Consider the following 24,273-nt stretch of genomic DNA (forward strand, 5'->3'; position numbering starts at 1 on the left):
GGATATCTATTTAGTTACCCACAAGTTATCCACACTCTTGGTATCATTTAGAGTGGTTTTTTAGTAAAATGATGAACATTTTATGTGATTGACTGCTGATATTACCGCTAGGAATACGGGTTAATACTCTGTGGTGGTCATGACACATGCCTGATTTTTCATTCCCTAATTTTTTAATCTAGGAAAGGTTTATGCAAAAGATATTTCGGGTGATGATCATCATTGCGATGCTAATCACCGCTTATCTGCTGATTTTGGCATGGCGAGATGATTATGCCGATGCGCCAGCTGTAGACACGGTGCCAAAAACTGCAACATCGGTAGGAGCGGATATTCCTTCGACCAGCGGCGCAGCAGGCGACATTCCAGTACAGACGTTACCAGTAGATACGGGTGCGGTAGCAGCAACACCTGCTGCTAGTGCTGGTCTTATCACGGTAACCACCGATCGCTATGACATCAAAATCAATCCAGAAGGCGGCGATATCGTTTATGCTGCACTAAAGCAGTATGATGCGACGCTCGATAGTGATAAGCCTTTTGTGTTGTTAGAAAATAATAGCAATCGCGTTTATGTCGCACAGTCTGGTCTGATTGGTCAAAATGGTATCGATACCGCAGAAGGCCGCGCTAAATACAGCCATACTGCTAACAACTATGTAATGGAGAAAGGTCAGCAAACGCTGTCAGTACCGCTTACGTATAAAAAAGATGGCGTAACAGTTACTAAGACCTTTACCTTTACCCAAGACAAATATCCGATTGATATCAGCTATCAAATTCAAAACGCTTCTGCCAATGCTTGGCAAGGGCAGATGTTTGCACAGTTAAAACGTGACGATAGTAAAGATCCTGGGATGTCTGATAAAGGCGCGCTAAGCATGGCGACTTATTTGGGCGGTGCTTGGGGCACACCTGATGACCCTTATAATAAGCTGAAATTCGGCAAGTTTAATGATGGTGAGTTGACCACCACCAGCGATAAAGGTTGGGTTGGCATCGTACAGCATTACTTCGTGTCTGCTTGGACGCCTGAAAACTTTACGGGTAAATTCTTTAGCCGCGAAACGGGTGATGAGTATTTTATTGGCTTTAACAGCCAACCTGTCAATGTTGCGCCAAATAAGCAAGTGACTTTGAATGCAACCTTATATGCTGGTCCAAAAGTACAGTCTGAGCTCAAAGAAGTCGCAGTAGGTTTGAATCAAACCGTCGATTATGGCTTGTTATGGCCAATATCGAAGATATTATTTGCCGTTTTGGATGGTATTCATAAGGTTATCGGCAACTGGGGTTGGTCAATTATTTTACTGACTATCTTAGTGAAAATTGCCCTGATGTGGTTCTCAAATAAGAGCTACTATTCAATGGCAAAAATGCGTGCTATCGCGCCACGACTAGCGGCATTGAAAGAAGAGCATGGCGACGATCGCATGAAAATGTCGCAAGAAATGATGGCAATTTATAAAGAAGAAAAGGTCAATCCGATGGCGGGTTGTTTGCCAATTCTGATGCAAATGCCAATTTTCTTAGCGCTATATTGGGTGTTGGTTGAAAGTGTTGAGCTGCGTCATGCGCCTTGGATTTTATGGATTCAAGATTTATCGGCGATGGATCCGTGGTTCATTTTACCATTGCTTATGGGTGCGTCGATGTTTGTACAGCAGCAGCTAAACCCGCAGCCAGCTGATCCAATGCAAGCGAAAGTGATGAAGTTTTTACCGATTATTTTCACCGCATTTATGTTGTTCTTCCCAGCAGGTTTGGTTCTATACTGGACTGTGAATAACTTATTCAGTATGACGCAGCAGTACTTAATCAACCGCAAAGTTGAAGAAGAGCAAAAACGTCGTACCGTTAAAGTTCTGGACTAAGCAGCTTATTGATTGATAAAAACCATCGCTCCGGCGGTGGTTTTTTTGTGCTAAAAAATGGCGTTTTACTCCATTGATAGCCGAGGAAAACAGCCATGCGTCATGGTTTTAAAAATTGCTCATTGAAGTTTGCTTTGTCAGTGTGCATCAAGCCGTCTATAATGGGGTTTTTGCTTATTGAGAGTGATTGTGGATTCTTTAGAGATGGCACTAGCCGCCGATAATTTAGATGAGTCACCTAAAAAGTCTAATCTATCTAGCCTTCCAACCATTGCGGCGATTGCTACACCGCTTGGGCGAGGTGGCGTCGGGGTTATTCGTCTGTCGGGCTCACGTGCTTATGATATTGCGTGTCAGCTCACCGGTAAGTTGGCTTTCACGCCGCGTATGGCCAGTTTTTGCCGTTTTTATCAGGCTGATGGCACGACCATTGATGAAGGTTTGGTGCTTTATTTTAAAGGTCCGCACTCGTTTACCGGCGAAGATGTGATTGAGCTGCAAGGTCATGGCGGCATGATTTTGCAAAATCAGCTGTTAGCGCGGGTGTTTGAATTGGGCGCAAAACAAGCGGGCGCAGGGGAATTCTCTTACCGTGCTTTTGATAACGATAAACTGGATTTGGTGCAAGCAGAAGCCATCGCTGACGCTATTGATGCGACTAGTGCCGCTGCTGCCAGTAGTGCGATTCGCTCGCTTAGCGGTGAGTTTTCACAAAAAATTAACCAGTTACTTGAGAAGTTGATTCATCTGCGCTTGCACGTTGAAGCGGCGATTGATTTTCCCGATGAAGAAGACGTTGATTTTTTATCTGATGGGGTTATCCAAGATAAGCTTGAGCAAACGCAAGCTAAAATACAGCAAGTGCTAGCGACTGCCAAGCAAGGTCAGCTATTACGCGATGGCATTCATGTAGTCCTTGCAGGTAGACCCAATGCCGGCAAATCAAGCTTGCTGAATCGCTTAGCAGGACAAGAGCGTGCTATCGTTACCGACGTTGCTGGAACAACGCGCGATACGCTACAAGAAACCGTCGTGCTTAACGGTTTGACGCTGCATTTGACCGATACCGCAGGTCTGCGCGAGACGGAAGATACGGTCGAGCGTATCGGTATTGAACGTGCCCGTACCGCTATCACGCAGGCTGATATGCTGCTGATGGTTTATGATGTGACTCGTGACCTTGAGAGTGACAGCACACCGCTACAATTGGCTGAACAGCTATTTGGTGAGTTGCCAGAAGCCAAGCGCTTACTGATTATTGCCAATAAAAGCGATTTATTAAACGATAGCAGCAGTAATGAGATAACTTCTATTTCGCAAGCAGAAATCAAGAATCGTGGCTACGAACAGGTCAATGTTTCATGTGAAACAGGCGCGGGTATTGAGGACTTAGTCGAAACCTTATGTGCTAAAGTAGGTTTTCATCCGCCAGAAAATAGCTTAATCGCCCGTACGCGTCATTTAGATGCGCTAAGACGTACCGCGGATTCGTTAGCAGAAGCGCATGAGCAGCTGACAGTTTTTAAAGCCGGAGAGTTAGTGGCAGAAAGCTTACGCCAAGCGCAGCGTAGTTTGGGTGAGATTACTGGTGAACTTAGCGCTGATGATTTATTAGGTAAGATTTTTGGTAGCTTCTGTATTGGTAAATGATGTCATTATTGATGTCTTTAAGTTGCTTAGCCTCAAATTGCTTAGCCTTAAATATGTTTCATATTAATCATTAAATCTATTGTTCAGATACCATTGTTTATGCAGTAATTGCTCCTATAGCGCTTAATATTAAGACAAGGAATAGAGTATGCATTGCCCCTATTGTAATGCGTCAGATACCAAGGTTATCGACTCACGGCTGGCTGCTGAAGGCGCGCAGGTGCGTCGCCGCCGCTCATGTAATAGCTGTCAGGAACGCTTTACGACTTTTGAGGTGGTAGAAGTGGTGATGCCGCGTATTATCAAATCAAGTGGCAAAATCGAACCTTATGACAATGATAAATTGCGCCGCTCGATTTTATTACCCTTACAAAAACGCCCGATCACCATTGATGAACAAGAAGCGATGATTAGCCGTATTGAAAAACGCGTACGGCAAATGGGTGAGCGCGAAGTCAGTAGTAAGGTCTTGGGTGAAATTATTATGAGTGAGCTTAAAACGCTCGATGATGTCGCTTATGTGCGCTTTGCCAGTGTTTATCGTGACTTTCAAGATATCGACGCTTTTCATCAAGAGATTGCCAATATCCGTCCTAATGAAAAATAAGCATGACTCATGCTAAGTATTTAGCCTGCTTGCAAGTTTATATTTCTTACTCGCTGTACTCTATAAAGTCTTTAATAATAATTATCAATCATTGATTAAGTCCACCTTTATGCCAAACTCAAATCATTCTCAAGATGCCACAGACTGCTATTTTATGATGCTTGCCATTGAGCAGGCCAAGCGTGGTTTGTATACGACGCGTCCCAATCCCGCTGTCGGCTGTGTGATTGTGCAAGCAGACGAGGTAGTGGGTCAAGGTTTTCATCCTAAAGCGGGGCAGCCGCATGCTGAGGTTTTTGCCCTAAAAGACGCCGATACGCGAGCCATGGGTGCAACCGCTTATGTGACTTTAGAGCCTTGTAGTCATACTGGGCGCACACCACCTTGCGCGCGAGCACTTATTGAATCCGGTGTAAAACGTGTCGTCATCGCTGGTCTCGACCCCAATCCTCAAGTGGCTGGTCGCGGTGTGAAACTGTTAGAAGAAGCAGGCATAGCCGTAACCGTTGGCCTGCTAACCGCGCAAGCAGAAGCCTTAAATAAAGGCTTTTTAAAGGCGATGCGCAGCCAAATGCCTTATGTCAGGCTTAAGATTGCCACCAGTCTTGACGGTCGGACGGCCATGGCGTCTGGAGAGTCTAAATGGATTACGGGCACGGCTGCGCGTGAAGATGTACAGAAATTACGCGCGCAAAGTGGCGCTATTATCACGGGTAGCGAAACGGTCATCGTTGATAATCCGCAATTAAACGTACGCTCAAATCAGTTGGGTGTCGCGCCTGAGCGAGTGCCGCCGCCTAAGATAGTGATACTGGATAGACGAGTGCGACTAAAACACGACTTGCAGTCTGACTATCAGCTATGCCGTCGCTCAGATACATTATATTGGCGGGAAGAGAATTTAATCGAATTATTAAAAAGCCTAGTGCGTGACTATCAATGTTATGACGTACTGGTAGAGGCAGGGGCAAGTGTCGCTGGTAGTTTTTTACAACAGCAACTGGTAGATGAGCTCATTGTCTATCAAGCGCCTTGCTTATTAGGCACGCAAGCACGGCCTATGGTTGCTATCAATCCGTTATCGTTGGCGCAGCAGCTACGTTTCGATATTCACTGTCATGAGCAATTGGGCGCTGACCTTAAGCTGACCTTGTACCCTTTATAAACCATCTGCTAGATACTCTTGTCTTTCAATGTTTTATCCACAAGATTAGACCTATTGATAGGGTATGTGGATAAATATAGTGGTTTAATAAAGGTTTCACATGAAACTGTGTATAACTTTGTTTCACATGAAACTTATCAGTGGTTATTGACAATAATATTTATGATTAATTTATTTAAAATCAATAACTTATGTATATTTTTTATTTCTAATAAAAAATTAGCAAGAAACAGGCTTTCTGTGGATAACTCTTTAAACACCAAGGTTTTAACCCTGCTATGTCTTGAATTATCCTTAGTTACCCACAACTTATCCCATAATTCTTCTTATTCTCGCTAGGTTTATAATAAACGTCATAGCTAGCATAAAAGCTAATAGTTGCCATTATTGACGAATTTATTGATGGATTCACATGAAACAATAGGCTTAAATAATATATTCTGCCTTTAACGGCAATAAAAAATGAAAAGAGGTTGATATGTTTACCGGAATTATAGAAAGCGTCGGCAAAGTAAAGTCTATGCAGCCGACTGGCGGTGATATCCGTCTAACGATAGAATCTGACGGTTTGGATTTTAGTGATGTAAAACTGGGAGATTCGATTGCTTCTAATGGCATCTGTTTGACCGTGGTCGAGTTTGGTAATAATTACTACTCTGTTGATGTTTCACGTGAAACGATTGCTCGTACGGCTTTAGCAGATTTAAAGCCGAGTCATATTGTGAACCTAGAGAAAGCAATGCTGCCGACCACCCGTTTTGGTGGGCATATCGTCGCCGGTCACGTCGATGGGGTAGGCGTGGTTAGTAAGCTGCAAAAAGATGCGCGCTCTATTTATATCGAAGTTGAGATACCACAAGAGCTGGCGCATTATACGGCGACCAAAGGTTCTATTACCCTTGATGGTATCAGCCTAACCACCAATTTAGTACGCGATAATATCGTTGCGCTGAATATCATTCCGCATACCGCGCAAGTGACCAATATAGCGCAGCATTGGTTGCTAGGAGCTAAGGTCAATGTGGAAGTGGATATCGTGGCGCGCTATTTAGAGCGTTTATTGAATAAATCGCAAGCAGATAGCTCAAATACAAGCAGTCCAAAGAGCAAGATTACCGAGGCGTTTTTGGCAGATAATGGTTTTATGAAGTAACGGCTAAAGTCTAAATTTATAACTCTCCTTCTGGCGATTTAGCTGTGATGCTGCTTTAATAAGGCTGGCAAATATTGCAAGCGTTTACTAGGGCGTGTCCTCAATTCAATCGATAGACATCTAAATGGTCTAAAAATGGCTAAATTTTGCCAAACTTCGTCAAATAGCTTGGTAATATCCCGATATTAACTGCACTATTTTCCTTGTTTGGCTACAATTTATCTCATTTTTATCACCATTTTTAAAATGAGGACACGCCCTAGTTTTTAATAAACGTTTGCAAAATCTCTTGCAGTTTAAGTTTATTAATAGGCTTGGCTAAAAACTCATCCATGCCAACTTGCAAGCAGGCGCTACGATCCTCTTCGGTATTATTTGCCGTCAGTGCCACAATAGGAATATCATCCCCTTGCGCACGAATAGCTTGGGTCGCTTGTAGTCCATCCATCACTGGCATCCGGCAGTCCATCAAAATAAGCGCAATTTCTTGGCGCTGGTCTTTTAACTTATCTAACGCTTGCTGCCCATCTTCTGCAACCACACTACGATAGCCAAGTTTCGCCAATATCTTACAGGCTATTTTTTGGTTGGTTAAACTGTCTTCTACCACTAAAATTAATGGCGCCAGAGTTTCGCTGCTAGCTTCATCTACAGCTGTGACTAATTGGCTACTATTTTTTTGGGTATTATCTTGGGTATCCCCTTGAATACTTTCTGGTTGACTCAAAGTTTGCCTAACAGCCAAGGTCAAACGCAGTAATTCAGAGAGTAACAATGCCACATCGATTGGCTTGTTTAAAAAGCCGTCACACCTATCTAATAGCATAGACGGAATACGGCGTTCAGCTTTCATGCTAACCAATATCTTTGGCAGCGCAGTATCGGCAAGCAAACTGTTTAAAGCCTGTTGTCTATCGATATAAACAGACAATTCATCTTCCGCTTTTTTATGCAAAGCTGCTATATTTTCTGTGTTTATGCTTTTTATTTTTTCAAAGTCTATATCTTTATCACTGGCTAAGGCTTGATTGGAAAGCGCGATATTTACCTCTTCATAGTATTCATAATCTAGCAGCAAGATAGGGGCGAGGCTCTGCTTCTCTTTTGCTAACCTCTCTCTCAGTTGCTGTAGCGTGCTTCTGTCTATAAAAGTCGAGATGGTGGCTGGTATCGATAAATAGGCACATAAAAGGCGCAGATAGTCAGCACGCAGCGGTTGTTTGATTACCGCAAGCAGATGAATCTGGGTCAGATGGGGATTAAGGTGGTAGACCGGCTGATAATTTGGCCGCTTGCAAGGCAGGTAAAGATTAAAAGTACTGCCTTTAGCTACCGTGCTTTTTATTTCAATAAAACCACCCAATAAGCGCGCAAAACTATTGGCATTATTTAACCCGAGCCCTTTCTCAGTGCTGCTATTTTGAATGTAGTTAAGGTTTTGGTTTTTGCTTGGGTTATTGGCTTGATGGTTGTTTTGGCTGCTTTGGCTTTGGCGGTTATTTTGATTATTGTTTTGATTAAGATAAGTCAATAGTTGGTGTTGCTTTGCTATATCGAGGCCTATACCGCTGTCTTTTATACTAAATCGAACCCAATCGTGTGCGGCATGACTGATGTTTTCTTTATTAATATCAGTGTTTTCAGGCGTGTTAGTATCTTTATTAACGTCTATCAAAGTTCTGTTTTTGATGGACAATACCTCCGTATTGCTCACCGTATCAATGGTCAATGCCACGTAGCCAGCCGTGGTGAATTTGACCGCATTGTCTAATAAATTGCGTAATATTTGCTGCAAGCGCTTATGGTCGGTATCAATGCAACGCGGACTGTCCGGTGTAAAAAAGTAAAGGAGCTCTAGCCCTTGGTTTTTCGTCCTCTCTACGACTGATTGACTGACTTCTTGCCCAAGTTTATACAGGTCAACCGCCTCAATATTTAGGCGGGTTTTCCGCACCTCTATCTCACCGATATCTAGCATGTCATTAAGCATGGTAAGCATCGAATGACTGGTTTGAATTAAAATTGTGACAGTTTTATTTTGTTTAGCGGTTAAGGTACTAGGGTCAATCGGCTCTAAGGTGTCAATCATCGCCTCTAACGGCAGGCGTAAATCATGGCCCATCGTTGATTTAAGGGTATTAAACTCATCAAGTTGGCGTTGTAGCTGCTGGTTTCGTTGTTGTAAGTCCGCGCTTTGATTGACCATCTCATTGATATTATTTAGCAGTACTGTAAAGCCATGTACTTGTCCATGCTCACCAAACCATGGGGTAATATGCAATTGATAGGCTTTTTTATTATGTAATCCATACACCAATAAGGTACGAGTGACACGCAGCTCTACCAGTTTATATAATAGTGCCTGAGTTGTTTCGTCTTCTGCAAAGACAAAATCCGTCAATTGATAATTGCTATCGCTTTGAAAGGGCGTTGCAAATACTTGCTCAAAACGCTGATTAAAAAAGCTGATTTGACCATGTCTCATAATCATCAGCATGGGCAGCGGCGCATGATCAACCAAACGCTCGAGACGATGTTTTAGGGTGGTAATGCGTCGGTGATTATTATGCAGCTGATAACTGATACGACTAAGAGCATGCCCTAAACGCAAAAACTCAGCCGTGGTTTTATTTTCAATAAACGGCGGCGTGATGTAGGCATCTTTGGTATGGCTGCTTAACTCATCGGTATAAACGAGGAGCTTTTCCCAATTGGCATGGCGTTTGAGCATATAGAGTAATGCCATGGTAAAAAACATGATGGCTATCATTAAAGGCAGCCAATAGCGATACGATATCCAATTGATATCGAGCGGCTTATGACGCAGGATGGTATAAATCTTATGACCACTTTCAGGCTCAATGGTGCCGATTAAGGCATTATTGTTTACCGTAGAGGCACTAGAATGATTGCTACTAGAAGGCAGTGAAGCGATGACTTTGGGAAAGGTAATACCCCTAAAATCACGCTCATTAGGACGGGTATGACGATGAATATAAGTCTGTCCAGATGGCATCATAAAAATCAGCTGATAGCTGATGTCTTTTAGAAACGGCTTTTTTAAAACCTTTTTAATGTCAGTATTGTCAGGGTTGGCAAGCTCAGAAATCTCATACTGCAATGCATAAAAGCTCTCTATGCTGTCTTGCTTACTATCCTGCCTTATCTCATAAAACATGGTGAAGTAATACACTGACAACATCGCCAATAATGTCAGCGTATAAAAAATCAGCAAGCGTTGGAGAGACTGAAATTGTTGCATAAAAGCATGACCCTAAATCGACCGTAAGTCGGTGTGATGGCGCATCGTAAAATAATGATAAATCTGACAGATTTGCTTGCTATGGCTTATTTGATAAATAAGTAGCTGAGCCTGCTTACTATTATAGAGATAAATAGCACCATTAATAGCGCTGGATGGCTGCTATTACAATCATGGCACAACACCACAAACTCACCTATAATAGGCAAATTAACCATAAATAATGCCTGACTATGACCACACTTGCTGCACAATCCGATATATCTATTGACGCCAATCAAGCTGAGCAAAGCGCCGTAACCGAAATACCAACAGTCGCTAAGCCGCTAAGAGTAGTATTTGCCGGTACACCTGAGTTTGCTGCTGTCAGCCTTGAAGCGCTTATCAAGCAGCAAGATGCGTTGAATATAGATATCGTTGCGGTTTATACCCAGCCTGATCGCAAGGCAGGGCGCGGGCAAAAGTTATCAGCATCTGCCGTCAAGCAAGTGGCATTGGCGCATGGTATTGCGGTTGAGCAGCCTCTCACCTTTAAAAAATCCAGCACAGAAGGCATGGCTGCACGTGAGACTTTACGAACCTATCAACCTGATGTCATGATTGTCGCGGCTTATGGTCTGATTTTACCGATTGGCGTATTGACCACGCCTACTTATGGCTGTCTAAATATCCATGCTTCGCTGTTGCCACGCTGGCGCGGTGCGGCGCCTATTCACCGTGCATTACTGGCGGGCGATTCTGAGACCGGCATTACTATCATGCAGATGGATAAGGGGCTTGATACCGGTGATATGCTCCACAAGGTCAGCGCGCCTATTGAAGCCAATGATACGGCTGCGAGCCTACATGATAAAATGGCTGAGCTTGGCGCTGCGGCAATTAGTACGGTATTAAAAGACTTAATGCATTATCAAGCGCAAGCAGTAGCCCAAAATGACAGCCAAGCCAATTATGCTGAAAAACTGGTCAAAACTGAAGGCGAAATCGACTGGACGCAATCCGCTACTGAGATTGAGCGACAAATTCGTGGGCTGACGCCATGGCCAGGTGCTTATACTTTTTTAGCAGGGCAGCGGGTCAAAATTTTAGCCAGCTTACCTGTGAACCCATCACAGCAAACCAATGAGCCTGCTGGCACTGTTATTAGCGTCGGCCGCAAAGCGATATTAGTAGCTTGTGGCAAAGAAGATGAGACCAAACAAAAAAGCAATGAAGAATCAGCCACGACTTTAGCTATCACTAACTTGCAGTTCGCTGGTGGCAAGCCGATGACCGCTGAGCAAATTTGCCATGGTAATCAATTAAATGATGGCGACCAGTTTACGACCGATTCGAAATAACCTACGCCAAATTAAATCTGTATATTTTAATATCGGTAATTTAATACCAAATAATCCAACTTTTATCAGACGCGATCGACCAGACGTCAAGGAAATCCAATTTAATGAGACAAACCAACACTGCGCCAAGAAACAATAAGCTCAAACCATCAAGCAACCTTATTATGAATGGTAGCGTACGTGTACGGGTCATTCGCACTTTACTGGCCATTCAAAACGGTCAGTCGCTTGCCAGCGTTCTTGATCCGTTACTCAACAGTCTACATGATGGTGATAAAGGTTTTGCCCATGCGCTACTACTAACGACATTACGTCAGTGGCATGCACTGGCGCGTTTGCTCGATACCTTAGCTGACAACCCTATCGATGAAGTTGAAGTTCGAACCACCATTCAAGTGGGCTTAGTGCAGTTGCTGTATTTGGAAGTCGCTGACCATGCGGCGATTCATGAAACCGTTGAAGCGGCAAAAGAAATCGAGTTTTCACATGCAACAGGTTTAATCAATGCTATCTTGCGTAAAGTGGCTAAGAATCCTAGTAAGTTCCGTAAGAAGTGCGATAAAAAGCATAGTCTACCGAATTGGCTCGCCTATCAGCTTAAGCAAGACTGGAGCGAGCAGTATGATGAGCTGACCCAAGGTTTGCGCCAAGCGGCACCGATGTTTTTACGCGTAAACTCAGCTGTTAGCTCAGTAGAGGATTATCAGCAAGCACTTGATGGGGCAGAAATTGATGCAGACATCGTTGAGCTAACGAGTGGTTTTAATTTACCTAACTCATCAAATACAGCTATAGCAACAACGCTATCCACAAAAGGTCTCCGGCTGCATCAAAGCACAGCCGTGAACGCTTTGCCTGATTTTGCTTTTGGAGTTGCCAGCGTACAAGACATGCATGCTCAACTTGCTGCGCCGATTATTAATAAAGCGTTAATGGCTAAAATAAGCACTGATAAATCTAATACAGACATTGATTCAGAAGCCAATAATAATGAGCTGCATATCTTAGATGCTTGCGCGGCACCTGGTGGTAAATTGGCTCACTGGTTAGAGCTCATAAGCGCTAATAACGAATCATCGTTGTTTCACGTGAAACAAGACGATGCTAAATCGACGCCTGTGACTGCTGATATTAAGGTAACGGCTATCGATAATGAAGCGCCGCGTATTGAGCGTATTCGTGAGAACTTACAGCGCTTAAATTTAAGTCAGCACGATTTACAGCAAGCAGAGAAAAGTGTCGCACTGAATATTGTCTGTGCTGATGCCACCAGATGGCAGCATGGGAAAAATAAAAAAGCGGCTACCAATGAGCCGGTATTTGATGCAATATTACTCGATTCCCCTTGTACTGCGACAGGCGTGATTCGCCGTCATCCTGATATCAGTATTTTGCGTACCGAAGAAGATGTTGAGCAAACCGCATTATTACAAGCCGATATTTTGCATAATTTATGGCCACAATTGAAAGCGGGTGGTTATCTATTGTATGTGACCTGCTCTATCTTAAAGCAAGAAAACGTCGAGCAAATGCAGGATTTTATCAGTCATCATAATGACGCGGTAGCGATTGAGTTTACCGAAGACTGCAGTTGGGGCATCGCGCAAGCAATCGGTCGTCAGTGCTTGCCGATTGATAGCGAGAGTGGTGATGGTTTTTATTATGCATTGCTTCATAAGACAATGGCATAAAACTGCTGAATAAACCGTTTTAAATATTGAATAACCTCATTATAGACAGGACAATCTAATGAAATATATCAGTACCCGTGGTCAGACAGCGCCGATGGATTTTAGTGATGTGCTATTGATGGGGCTTGCGCCAGATGGTGGTTTGATGCTGCCTGAGCACTATCCAAACATTGATAGCACGACCCTTGATGAGTGGCGCACGCTCAGCTATCCACAGCTTGCCATGGCGATTATGCAGCGCTTTGCCACTGATATTCCTGCCGCTGATTTGCAAGATATCATCGAGCGTACTTATACCGCTGAGGTATTTGGTTCTGATGAGATTGTTCCTGTCCGTAAGCTTGAGGATAACTTATATATTTTAGGATTATCGAACGGTCCGACATTGGCATTTAAAGATGTGGCGATGCAGTTCTTGGGCAATGCCTTTGAATACGTACTCAAAAGAAAAGACGCGCGTATTACCATCATTGGTGCGACCAGTGGTGACACGGGCAGTGCAGCAGAATATGCGCTACGTGGTAAAGATAATATCGAAGTCTTTATGCTGTCACCGCACGGCAAAATGAGCGAATTCCAGCGTGCGCAAATGTATAGCTTGACCGATGATAATATCCATAATATCGCCATCGATGGTATGTTTGATGATTGCCAAGATATTGTCAAAGCGCTGCAACAAGATGCTGAATTTAAAGCGGCTTATAACCTCGGTACAGTTAACTCTATCAACTGGGGTCGTATCCTTGCGCAAATCGTTTATTACTTTAAAGCCTACTTTGCCGTTACTACAAGCAACGATGAAAAAGTCAGCTTTAGCGTCCCATCTGGTAACTTTGGTAATATTTGCGCCGGTCATATTGCCCGCGAAATGGGCTTGCCAATTGACCGTTTAATCGTCGCGACCAATGAAAACGACGTACTCAACGACTTCTTTAATCAAGGCGCTTATCAGCCGCGTCCGACCGATAAAACTTACGTAACGTCCAGCCCATCAATGGATATCTCTAAGGCTTCTAACTTTGAGCGCTTTGTCTATCTACTACTCGACAAAGACAGCGCCCGTGTCAGCGAGTTATTTGAAGGGGTGAAATCCGGTCAAGGTTTTGACTTGTCTGACTTGATGGAGGCGGTTAATACGCGTTATGGCTTTGCTGCGGGCAAATCTACCCATAGCGACCGCTTACAAACCATTAAAGCACTTTATGAGCAGCATGGTGAGCTAGTCGATCCGCACACAGCCGACGGTATTAAAGTCGCTAAAGAATTACAGCGCGAAGGTGAAGTGATAGTTTGTGCCGAAACGGCATTACCGGTTAAGTTTGCCGATACGATTGTCGAAGCTATTGGTCCAATAGAGATTACTCGCCCTGCTCATACCGAAGGCTTAGAGGGCTTACCGCAGCATGTGGTGGTGCTAGATAACAAGGCTGAACTGGTCGCTGAGCAAATCCGTCAGCACGTGACGCCAAATCTTGCCTAGGTAGCTTATTTATATAAAGTATTCATTGAAATTAATATCCAATTAAAGGTTACGCTATTGTAATAAAGTGTTTATGATTGTGTTATGGTAGATATAATTGTAATATTAGAAACAGCGTCGGCGAGTCATCATCATGCTCGGCGCTTTTTTAGCAATCAAACCCGTCAATCATATCAGTCGACAACACTGAACAGCTGCTCTAGAAGCTTTATGATGTTGATACTTAAGCCTTTTATGTTTTTATTTTCTAATCGTTATTTAATGAATAGAATGAGATTTTAAACCTAAGTAATAGACTTAAGTAGACCAGATTCGACGCTAATAGCGCTACATATTGTGGATATAACAATGAAGATGAGCTTAAAAAATATAGCAAAAGCACTATTGGTGACGACATTTAGTGGTGCAATGCTGATGACCACTGCCCACGCTAATAATCCACCGCCGACCATCAAAGCGGACGCACCCAATCGCTATATCGTCAAAAAAGGCGATACGTTGTGGGATATCTCAGGGCGCTATTTAGACAGTCCATGGCGCTGGAAAGAGATTTGGGCGACCAATAAGCAAATCAAAAACCCCAACCTTATTTATCCTAATGACATTCTTATTTTATGTGTGATTAAAGGTAAGACTTTAATTGGCGTTGATACAGGCGAGGGCTGTGCGGGCGTTGAAAAGCAGTTGACGGGCAATGTAGTGTCTAGCACAGTTTCGGTCACTTCGACCACTAATAGTATTCCGCCTATTCCATGGTCTGCGATTCAGCATTGGCTCGATAAGACCATCATTGTTAATCCAGCAGATTTTAATACCACGCCCTATATTTTAGCTTCTAAAAAAGGCAATTTAATTACCGCAAGCGGCGATAAAGTCTATGCTAAAGGCGTACCACTTATCGTTGGACAGCGTTATGGTATTTACCGTGAAGGCGAGAAGTATGTCGAGCCTAAAACGCAAAAAATCATCGGTTTAGAAGTCACCCAAGTTGCTACCGGTTTGGTCACGTCTACAGAAACCAATGGTGTGACTAGCTTGCAGCTGATTGACAGTTATGGCAAAGAAGTGCGTGAAGGCGATCGCGTTTTTGTAGAATTAAACAATTCTATCCCGCCAGTATTCTATCCAACGCCTGCCACCGTCAACCGTGGCGGTATGATTGTCCGCGTCATGGATTCTATCAGCTCAGCCGCTAAAGGCAGCGTGGTTGCTATCAATCTAGGTAGCACGCACGGCGCTAAACCTGGTGATGTGTTGACCGTTTATCAAAAAGGCGCGGTCATACGCGATATCAAGGACAACGATACCCCAGTACGTTTGCCAAGTGAGCCTAGTGGTATGGTGATGGTGTTTAATACCTTTGATAATATCAGCTATGCGTATGTGCTTGACTCTGAGCTACCGCTCAACGTCGGTGATCAGCTTTTACCACCGCCTTACTTATAATTGACTTGAGCCTCTATTGAGTCATTATCCCCGTCAGTTACTATGAGTTAAGCGCTTATGACCGTGACCGCAGTCTCCTCTCTTTTATCCGATGAGCAGCGCGCAGTATTGGCGCTGTGGACTGAGGTCAATGCGTCATTATCGGCTTATCATAAGCTTGTTACTTCTTTTGGTAATGCCGAGCTTGCTTGGTGTGCCAAAGTAGAGGCATGGCGGCAGCTTGGCATTCATAGTACGCATCTTAAGCGTCACGAACAGCCACAGCAAACGCAAGCCACTATCGATACCATCCAACAGGCATTGCTAGATAACAAATACGGTCTGCTATTTGCCGATCAGTCCGATTATCCTCCGCAGTTATTAAATATCTATGACCCACCGCCTTTATTGTTTTATCGTGGCGATAAAGCACGCTTGCAACAAGCGCAAATCGCCATCGTTGGGAGCCGAAAACCTACTGCCCACGCCCAAAAAATCACCTTTGATATGGCGCAATATTTAGCGCAAGCCGGTTATATTATCACCAGTGGTCTTGCTATGGGTGTCGATAAGCGTGCACATTTAGGTGCTTTGGCTCAAGTTGATGCGGAATATCAAGGTCGTACGGTCGGCGTGATGGGTACAGGGATTGATGTCAATTATCCCAATCATCATGACAAGTTATTTAGCCAGATTATCGAGCAAGGTGGCTGTATCATCAGTGAGCTGCTACCGCATACGCAGCCACATAAGCATACCTTTCCGCGCCGTAATCGCTTAGTTGCAGGGCTCAGCTTAGCGACAATTGTCACTGAAGCGACGATTCAAAGTGGTTCGCTCATTACTGCGCGCCTAACCTCTGAGCAAGGCAAGCAAGTCTTTGCGATTCCAAGTCATATCGATAATAATAATGCTGAAGGCTGTCATCACTTGATACGTGAGGGCGCAACTTTAATTTATCATCCACAGCAAGTACTCGAAGATATTAACAGTCAATTAGGCTATCAAAGCCGTAACTATAATTCATCGGATAACGCAGAACTTAATATTGAGCAAGCAAATCTTAGCCAAAGCTCTCATACTATAAATACAGACAGAACTTCTACCACCACTATTGGTCACGCGCCGCAGTCTAATCTCAAATCTTCTTCCAATGCTATCGTTATTCCCGAGCATTTAACGCAGGTTTATGAGCAGCTTGACTGGCATGGACAAGATTTGGATGCATTATTAAGCACTACTAACCTGACGCCACCGCAATTGATTGGGCAACTTATGGAGCTTGAATTATTAGGGATTATCAGTGTGCAAGGTGGGCGTTATTTGCGCGTGTAATTTTATTTTTAAACTTAACGCGATTTTAAGAAATATCTAAACGTGCTATTTTGCGCATCATTAAAGTTGTATTATATCCGCTCACACTTTTTCTTTTCCCTTCAGCTATGTCTACCTCTAAACCACTCATTACCGATTCTGTCGTTAAAGCTGCGCGTTGGCTTCAACAAGGACAGCTGCTTGCTTATCCAACCGAAAGCGTCTGGGGTATCGGCTGTGATCCCTTTAACCAACAAGCGGTACAGCAGCTTTTGGCCATCAAGCAGCGACCGCTAGAGAAGGGCATGATAGTGGTCACCGATAGCGCCAGCCGACTAACGGCATTGTTAGACTATCTAAGTGATGAGCAACGCCAATTAGTATTAGACAGCTGGCGTAACGACTTTAATTCTGATGCTGAAACTAAGCAGGCGCATACTTGGTTGTTGCCTCTAGCGCCAAACCTGCCGGTTGCTATTCCCGCATGGATAACTGGCGCTCATAATAGTGTGGCGGTGCGGGTTATCGACCATCCTTTGGTGCAGCAGCTGTGTCAACAGGTGGTTTCTGCCCACAATCCTTATGGCTTTGTGGTCTCGACCAGCTGTAACCCTTCTGGTCAGCCGCCCGCTTTGTCATTAGCAGACGCGCAGTCTTATTTTCTAAATAATAACAATGTCGCCAATATCAGTACCCATATCTACACTAATGACTCTGCTAATATAAATGGTAACGAACAAGTTGGTTATTTAAAGGGCGAGACGCTTGGCTATCTATTACCTAGCCAAATCAGCGATGCACTAACGGGGCAGGTGATTCGTTAGTCCGCTTTTAAGTCTGATCGATTTTTTATAATAACTGCTAACCGGCAGTAATTCATCTTATCCTTTTTACCCATTTATCACTGACCATTTGAATCTTTTATATAGCTAAAATCCTTCTTTATACCCCACTTTAGGCTAAATTTTAGACCTACAATTAACGTCTTGTTTTTATAGCAGGTTTTTTGTCACACTGACAAAAAGGTGGGATAAATATAAGGATAAAAACCAATTAATATTCTAATCAGCGGTGGCTCAGGATTCTTAGGTAGCGCGTTTAGTGAAGCCGTTATCAAGCGCTATCGCAGTGAGAATAAGGAAGTGCATATTACGTGGCTGACCCGTGATAGTAATCAGCCACATCCTATCGATATTAAGATGATGACTTATGATGAGCTGACGAAATCCGATAAAAGCTTTGATGTCATTTTAAATCTAGCGGGCGCAGGGATTGCGGATAAGCGTTGGAGCGCTGCACGTAAAGAGCAACTGCTTGCCAGCCGTGTACAGCCTACCGAAGCGTTACTTGCTTTTATAGCGCGTAGTAGCACTAAACCTAAGCTGTTGGTTAGCGGTTCAGCGATTGGTTGGTATGGCGCTCAAGGTGATAAGCCTTTAATTGAGAGCAGTGATTTTAATACTGATTTTTCGCATAAACTATGTGACGATTGGGAACAGTTGGCATTGAAAGCTACCGATTATGGCGTTCCTGTTGCTATCGTGCGCACCGGTGTCGTTATCCATCCTGAGGGCGGCATGGTTAGTAAGTTATTAACACCCTTTAAAATGGGCGTTGGCGGTCAATTGGCTAATGGTAAGCAAATCATGAGTTGGATCAGCCGTGAAGATTGGGTAAGGGCAGTTATTTTTATCATCGAGCAGCATCTTACGGGTCAGCGGCAAGCTCAGTTAAATAATACGAGCAATACTTTAAACACAGCAAGCGATACGCCAGCCGTGGTCTATAACTTAACCGCGCCTAACCCTGTGACCAATCGTACTTTTACCAAGACGCTTGGCGCGTGGCTGCATCGTCCGACGTTTTTTACTTTACCAAAATTTTTATTAAAATTGATATTTGGTGAAATGTCGACCTTGCTGATTGATGGGCAAAAGGTGTTGCCACAAGCATTACTCAATGCAGATTTTAAATTCAAACAGCCAACCCTTAAGCAAGCGTTAGAGTAGAAAGTATAAGCAGCAACTATAAAAAGTGAGTAGCGAAAAAATTATCTCTTAAATATAAGACGTATCAAATGACATAAGGCATTGTTTCATGTGAAACAATCTGCGCCTTAAAATAATACCAAACCCAACAATTAAAGTTGCGCCCAGGTACGAGTAGTTAAAGACCGAATCCTTTGTGGCTGTTTAAGTAGATTATTCCAAGCCAAGCATGCGGCATCGACAATAGCCTCATAACTGTCATAACAACGATTAGATAGCTCATTTTGCTTAAGGTACTGCCATACCCTCTCAGAGGGATTAAGCTCAGGTGAATAAGGCGGTAGTTTAAGCATAGTGACATTAGCCTGATTCAAGCTTGGTTGATGCCATAATGCCCCATCCATCACCACCACCGCATGACGTCCTTTTGGTACGGCTTTACTAATCTCTTGCATATGCAATAACATGGTATGTTTATTCACTGAAGGCAGTACTAAGCCTACCGCCTTCTTTGTCGCTGGACAAAAGGCACCAAACAGATAAGCGGAATTAAACTGTTGCTGCTTGATGAGTCGAGGTCGTTGTCCTCGGTAATGCCAAACTCTGGTCAATGAGCCTTGTTGTCCTATTCGAGTTTCATCTTGAAACCAGATGTCCACTTGATCTAGGCTCACATCAGTGGGTAAGGACGCCTTAACCTGTGCTAAAAAGTTTTTTTAAAAGCGTCTTGAGCTTGTAGGTCTGCTTTTGGATGCTGACTACGAGCACTTATCCAACTCATCTCGATACGCTTAAGCAGCTCGTAGATACCATTGACGGTATAGTGGGCGTTGTAGTGTTCTTTAGCCAATTGCTGAATATCTTTACCGGTCAAACGACCGCCAGCTCGCTTGTCTTGTTCAGAGACTATCATGGCTTTAAAAGCGTCTGTGTCTGCTTCTGCCAGTTTACTATGGCGACCTTTGCGATGACGATCATAGAGACTCTCAAGTCCTCGTTCATGATATCGTTTCAATGTACGTCTGGCAGTTTCAGGGTGAATACAAAGATCTTTGGCAATATCGTTAGTGGCTTTGCCTATACTATATTGGTATAAGATAAGCAGGCGTAGTCGGGCTCTGGGGTTACTCTCGGTCTTTGAGTGTTTGCCAAAGTCATGATCTTCTAGGTTATGTATTGATATAGTCATAAATGGATTATACTATATATTTTGGGTTTGGTATAAGCTGACTTTTCGATAAACGTTTTGTATAACTGTGATTTCTTTTAAAACCTTTATACAGTTTCAATAAACAATCATGCTGTCTACAACAGGTAAGAATATTGGCGTACTATAAGCCCGTCTTTGTCTGATTCAATTTTATTATGTGGCTTTTTATCATCCTTACCCAGCTGCTCGCGATGATGAGTAGCGGGATATTGTACTGGTTCATCAAACCAAAACAGCGCTTGGCTAAGACTGCTTTAGTCTTAAGCATTTTTGTCATTAATAATGCTTTTCTTATTTACGGACTGAGTGAGTTTTGGCATGAGCGCTTCCATGTCTACTTGGTTGCCAGTATTTTACAAGGCTTTATGTTCTATGCAGGCTTAATAACCGCTGTCATTACCTTAGTTTATGTCTATATCCTGAAGCAAAAATACCATCCAATTCTCATGAGAGCCGTTGCTGCTGTGATTTATGCTGGTCTTGTAGGTCTAGCAGTATTTAATGCTTATTCGCCTGTCGTACATCACTTGGAAGTAACGACAGATAAGCCACTCAATAAACCAATGCAGATAGCTTTGGTGTCTGATACTCATTTAGGTAGATGGTTTGGCAATCGGCAGATAGATAAGATGGTCAAGCTGATAGATGTCCAAAGTCCAGATGTGGTGGTTATCGCGGGCGATGTCATGAATGATTCCACGGCTGCTTATGACAATACCAATATGCATGAGCATTTATCAAAACTAAGAGCGCCGCTCGGTGTCTATGCTACTTTGGGCAATCACGATTATTCAGGTAATCAAGTTGCTATTGCCAAAGCAGTCGAGCGGGCAGGTATTCAAGTGATTGATAATAAAAGTGTCTGGTTGGATGACTCAGTATTGCTGATAGGGCGTTCGGATGAAACCGATCCTGCACGCCCTGCCGCCACAGAGTTACTTAGTGAAGTGAGGGCGGATAAACCGGTGATATTTTTAGAGCATAGCCCTGCCGATTTAGCACAAATCAAAGGCTTGCCCATTGATTTACATTTATCAGGGCATACCCATGGTGGGCAGATATTTCCTTTAACGACATTGCTAAAATGGTTCACGCCACTGGTTTATGGCGACAAACAACTAGAAGGCACGCAGTTTTTGGTGACTTCAGGTTATGGTATCGGCGCGGTGCCATTTAGATTGGGTACGCGTTCTGAGATTTGGCTAATTACTTTGACAGGTCAAGCTGATTCATAGTAGCTGATTCATAGTAACTAGCCGTTATGGTTATCCGTGCTTTTTATCTATCTTTTTCCACTTGTCAGTTAATGCTAGCTTTTAGCTTGTTTTAATAGCTACCCGTATTTAGCCCGTAACCCACAGCCATTATTCAGCTATTCACGCAGCCACTAACTCTTGGGTGCTGATGACCTCACGTACAAAGCTAGCAAAACCATTAATAATATGATGCGTTTCTTGTCCAAGCCCTTGATGGACGCTCATAAAATGGATAAATCCATGTGGTGCGCCATAGACAGTATAGGTTTCGACCGCAACACCATGGCTTTCTAACTGCTTAGCATAAGCAAAAGCCTCATCACGCAAGACATCTAATTCGGCCGCGACGATATAAGTAGGGCAGATATGGCTATTGTCGCCAAGCATAGGTGAAGTCAAGATATGCTGGCGCGGTAACGGGCTGTTTTCCAAACACGCGGCGTCGAATACCGCTACATCGGCATGATCTAATAGTAAACCCTCGCCATATAACTCCCAGCTAGGATAATCATTTTCAACATCCGTCACAGGATACAGAGGCATTTGCGCCATGGGTGATGGCACGCGCTGCAATATCTCAAAAGTTTTTTGCCCATTAATGCCCAAATCTTGCCATGCTTCTGCCGTTGGGGTGATGACTTGTTGAGCAACCATGGTTGATAACCCGCCGCCCGCACTATCACCTGCCAGTACAATACGCGATGGTAATGCGCCAAATGCCTGGCAGTTTTCAGCCAACCATCCATAAGCAGCAATACAATCTCGTAGCGCTGTCGGTGCAGGATATTCGGGTGCTAGGCGATAATCAACACTAACCACCGGCCAGCCCGTTTGCTCACAGACGGCATGACAAAATTCATGATGGGTGTCGACATCACCGATACAAAATCCGCCACCATGAAAAAACAGCATCACGGTTTCATCAGGATTACGTTTCGGTTTCTTTTTAAAGCTAAAGCCTGTTGCACTTACTTGTTTTTGATAGCAACGAATGGTCATGTCACCATCATCAGCATTGGCAATGGTTTTGTCTTCCCACTCTACGGTAGGGCCATCTTTTTTGGTAAAGGGTTTAATACTGCTAAATAAGGTAGAGCTTGGCTGTTGCCAGACGGTTGGCGCTTGCATTGCAACGACGTCGGTCGCAAAGCGTTTGCGCAATTCGACCATGTCTACAAGGTGTAATGGCGTTTTAAGCTTACTATTGACTGCAAGGATTAAACGCAAATGGGCATCAACGTGTTCGTATTGCTTAGCGGTCGGTCCATCCAAATAGCCGACCAAGCTTTCTAATACTGACTCTGGTAAGCAGCCGATGCCTTTCATAGCGTAATGCAGTAGATGCGGCTGATAGCTGGTCATTAGGTTATGATAAAGCACCTTATCTTTGATGGATAATGGCTTATCCTCAGCGCTGGTTGCAATCTCTGCATTCTTTATTGGCAAAGTCGGTAAGTTTTCTGGTTTACGGCTTTTTAATGAGCTACTTGATGCACTATCACATAAACTTTCAGGCTTTTCTTGAGCCAAAGCCGTCAGGTTAAGTGACCTCACTGCTTTATTAAGTAAGGTGTTGATTGATAATACGGTTGAATTAGGCATAACACCTCCTATAAATGATAGATAATATTTGCAGCCATCATATGATAAGTGGAAATAAAGTTGAGTATTCTTTGGTAATGGTTTAGGAGTGAATAGTAATTTATTTGGAATAACTGACGGTGTTTTGTTGGTTTTGTTAGCGAAATTAACGACTTATTGACGATAAGCGTAAAGGTAATGCGGTCATTTTAGGGCATAGTTGGGAGGTATTATCCCGACATTAATGAATATCGAGAAAAATTCCTTAGATTAGGCTTGAAATTTGCCCTCATCACCTTTATCAAGCAGCTATCAGAAGAGGTTAAAAAAGCGATTGCTAAAAATCCGTGATTGATAAAAAAGTGAGTGATAACGGCTACATGATTCTTAAAAGCCGATAAACCTATTAAGTAAGCAATGGAGAAAAACACAGCTTGGCTAGCCAGTAGCCGCTTTATTGCGTTTTTCAATCCATCATCATTAAGTTAACAACCCCATTAATAATTATATCCCTATTAAGGAGCTATCATGAGCGAGCAGAATAATAACCACGAATCTAATGAGCAAAATATGCCACACGACAACGTCTCACACGATAATGTTTCGCACGATAATGTCGAACACGACGACAGTATTTTAAATGAAACCTTGCAAGAATTTGATCCACAAAATAATTCAGGTGCAGAGAGCACAATTGCAAACGATATCGATTTAGATACGTTTAAAGCGCGCATCGCTGAGCTAGAAGGCGAAGTCAAGCAAGCTAAAGAAGGCACCGCTCGCGCCAATGCCGAAGCGTATAACGCGCAAAAACGCATGGAACAAGAAGCCGATAAAAGCAAAAGATTTGCCCTGCAGAAATTTGCCAAAGAGCTGTTAGAGGTGGTCGATAATTTAGAGCGCGCTATCGAAAACGCCCATGCCGATGACCCTGTTACCGAAGGGGTAAGATTGACTCATAAAGCGTTGTTAGACGTGTTGAATAAAAATGGCGTTGAAGTCGTCGAGCCACAAGGCGAGAAATTTAACGCTGATTTGCATGAAGCGGTCGGTATTGATGCCGATGCGCCAGCCGATACAGTAGGTACGGTCTTGCAAAAAGGCTATAGCTTAAACGGTCGACTATTGCGCCCAGCGATGGTACGCGTTGGACAGTAGCAATCAAATATAGAAGATTTAAGGTATTAGTATTTAAAAAATAAGTCTTTAATTGTACTAAACCCTATTATTAATGGGGTTTTACACAAAAAATCACACAAAAGGCAATATTTAGCAGT

Annotated in this window: 18 protein-coding genes; 14 read left to right on the forward strand and 4 right to left on the reverse strand. The window is 43.4% G+C overall.

Going from position 1 to position 24,273, the window contains the following annotated elements:
* Positions 1 to 191 precede the first annotated feature (191 nt).
* From yidC to QJS82_RS12290, 5 genes are all read left to right on the forward strand, one after another.
* Positions 192 to 1,874, forward strand: coding sequence for a membrane protein insertase YidC (yidC, locus tag QJS82_RS12270; protein ID WP_281490676.1), 1,683 nt, complete (start codon positions 192 to 194; stop codon positions 1,872 to 1,874).
* Positions 1,875 to 2,078: 204 nt separating this feature from the next.
* Positions 2,079 to 3,524: a tRNA uridine-5-carboxymethylaminomethyl(34) synthesis GTPase MnmE gene (gene mnmE / locus QJS82_RS12275; protein ID WP_281491726.1), complete on the forward strand. Its 1,446-nt coding sequence runs from the start codon at positions 2,079 to 2,081 to the stop codon at positions 3,522 to 3,524.
* Positions 3,525 to 3,672: 148 nt separating this feature from the next.
* A complete protein-coding gene (gene nrdR, locus QJS82_RS12280) occupies positions 3,673 to 4,131 on the forward strand; it encodes a transcriptional regulator NrdR (protein ID WP_149490272.1) in 459 nt (152 codons plus the stop codon).
* Between the two features lie 109 nt (positions 4,132 to 4,240).
* Positions 4,241 to 5,296, forward strand: a complete 1,056-nt coding sequence (gene ribD, locus QJS82_RS12285; protein ID WP_281490677.1) for a bifunctional diaminohydroxyphosphoribosylaminopyrimidine deaminase/5-amino-6-(5-phosphoribosylamino)uracil reductase RibD — start codon at positions 4,241 to 4,243, stop codon at positions 5,294 to 5,296.
* Positions 5,297 to 5,774: 478 nt separating this feature from the next.
* Positions 5,775 to 6,449 (forward strand): riboflavin synthase, encoded by a 675-nt coding sequence (locus QJS82_RS12290; protein ID WP_281490678.1) that lies wholly within the window; start codon positions 5,775 to 5,777, stop codon positions 6,447 to 6,449.
* 259 nt (positions 6,450 to 6,708) lie between these two features.
* Here QJS82_RS12290 and QJS82_RS12295 read toward each other — a convergent pair whose 3' ends face one another.
* The gene (locus tag QJS82_RS12295) at positions 6,709 to 9,711 is read right to left on the reverse strand and encodes a response regulator (RefSeq protein ID WP_281490679.1); all 3,003 of its coding nucleotides are present in this window, start codon (positions 9,709 to 9,711) and stop codon (positions 6,709 to 6,711) included.
* A gap of 233 nt (positions 9,712 to 9,944) precedes the next feature.
* Between QJS82_RS12295 and fmt the strand changes: the two genes are divergently transcribed.
* From fmt to QJS82_RS12330, 7 genes are all read left to right on the forward strand, one after another.
* Complete coding sequence (gene fmt, locus QJS82_RS12300) at positions 9,945 to 11,051, forward strand: methionyl-tRNA formyltransferase (RefSeq protein ID WP_281490680.1); 1,107 nt, start codon at positions 9,945 to 9,947, stop codon at positions 11,049 to 11,051.
* A gap of 104 nt (positions 11,052 to 11,155) precedes the next feature.
* Complete coding sequence (locus QJS82_RS12305; protein WP_281490681.1) at positions 11,156 to 12,742, forward strand: transcription antitermination factor NusB; 1,587 nt, start codon at positions 11,156 to 11,158, stop codon at positions 12,740 to 12,742.
* Positions 12,743 to 12,800: 58 nt separating this feature from the next.
* The gene (gene thrC / locus QJS82_RS12310; protein WP_281490682.1) at positions 12,801 to 14,222 is read left to right on the forward strand and encodes a threonine synthase; all 1,422 of its coding nucleotides are present in this window, start codon (positions 12,801 to 12,803) and stop codon (positions 14,220 to 14,222) included.
* Between the two features lie 348 nt (positions 14,223 to 14,570).
* Positions 14,571 to 15,668 carry a LysM peptidoglycan-binding domain-containing protein gene (locus QJS82_RS12315; protein WP_281490683.1) on the forward strand — a complete coding sequence of 366 codons (1,098 nt, stop codon included), beginning with the start codon at positions 14,571 to 14,573 and terminating at the stop codon, positions 15,666 to 15,668.
* Positions 15,669 to 15,725: 57 nt separating this feature from the next.
* Complete coding sequence (gene dprA / locus QJS82_RS12320; protein WP_281490684.1) at positions 15,726 to 16,982, forward strand: DNA-processing protein DprA; 1,257 nt, start codon at positions 15,726 to 15,728, stop codon at positions 16,980 to 16,982.
* A gap of 107 nt (positions 16,983 to 17,089) precedes the next feature.
* Positions 17,090 to 17,785, forward strand: a complete 696-nt coding sequence (locus QJS82_RS12325; protein ID WP_201563851.1) for an L-threonylcarbamoyladenylate synthase — start codon at positions 17,090 to 17,092, stop codon at positions 17,783 to 17,785.
* A 288-nt stretch (positions 17,786 to 18,073) separates the two neighbouring features.
* Positions 18,074 to 18,970, forward strand: coding sequence for a TIGR01777 family oxidoreductase (locus QJS82_RS12330; RefSeq protein ID WP_281491727.1), 897 nt, complete (start codon positions 18,074 to 18,076; stop codon positions 18,968 to 18,970).
* Between the two features lie 131 nt (positions 18,971 to 19,101).
* Here the strand turns inward: QJS82_RS12330 and QJS82_RS12335 are convergent, their stop codons facing one another.
* The gene (locus QJS82_RS12335) at positions 19,102 to 19,623 is read right to left on the reverse strand and encodes an IS630 family transposase (RefSeq protein WP_281490685.1); all 522 of its coding nucleotides are present in this window, start codon (positions 19,621 to 19,623) and stop codon (positions 19,102 to 19,104) included.
* 29 nt (positions 19,624 to 19,652) lie between these two features.
* Positions 19,653 to 20,138, reverse strand: a complete 486-nt coding sequence (locus QJS82_RS12340; RefSeq protein ID WP_281490686.1) for a winged helix-turn-helix domain-containing protein — start codon at positions 20,136 to 20,138, stop codon at positions 19,653 to 19,655.
* Between the two features lie 176 nt (positions 20,139 to 20,314).
* Between QJS82_RS12340 and QJS82_RS12345 the strand changes: the two genes are divergently transcribed.
* Entirely contained in the window at positions 20,315 to 21,394 is a 1,080-nt protein-coding gene (locus QJS82_RS12345; protein WP_281490687.1) for a metallophosphoesterase, read from the forward strand.
* A gap of 141 nt (positions 21,395 to 21,535) precedes the next feature.
* Here QJS82_RS12345 and QJS82_RS12350 read toward each other — a convergent pair whose 3' ends face one another.
* The gene (locus QJS82_RS12350) at positions 21,536 to 23,017 is read right to left on the reverse strand and encodes an alpha/beta hydrolase (protein ID WP_281490688.1); all 1,482 of its coding nucleotides are present in this window, start codon (positions 23,015 to 23,017) and stop codon (positions 21,536 to 21,538) included.
* 507 nt (positions 23,018 to 23,524) lie between these two features.
* Here QJS82_RS12350 and grpE point away from each other — a divergent pair.
* Positions 23,525 to 24,154, forward strand: a complete 630-nt coding sequence (grpE, locus tag QJS82_RS12355; RefSeq protein WP_281490689.1) for a nucleotide exchange factor GrpE — start codon at positions 23,525 to 23,527, stop codon at positions 24,152 to 24,154.
* Positions 24,155 to 24,273 lie beyond the last annotated feature (119 nt).

It is taken from the genome of Psychrobacter maritimus (genome assembly GCF_029953575.1).
Lineage (GTDB): Bacteria > Pseudomonadota > Gammaproteobacteria > Pseudomonadales > Moraxellaceae > Psychrobacter > Psychrobacter maritimus.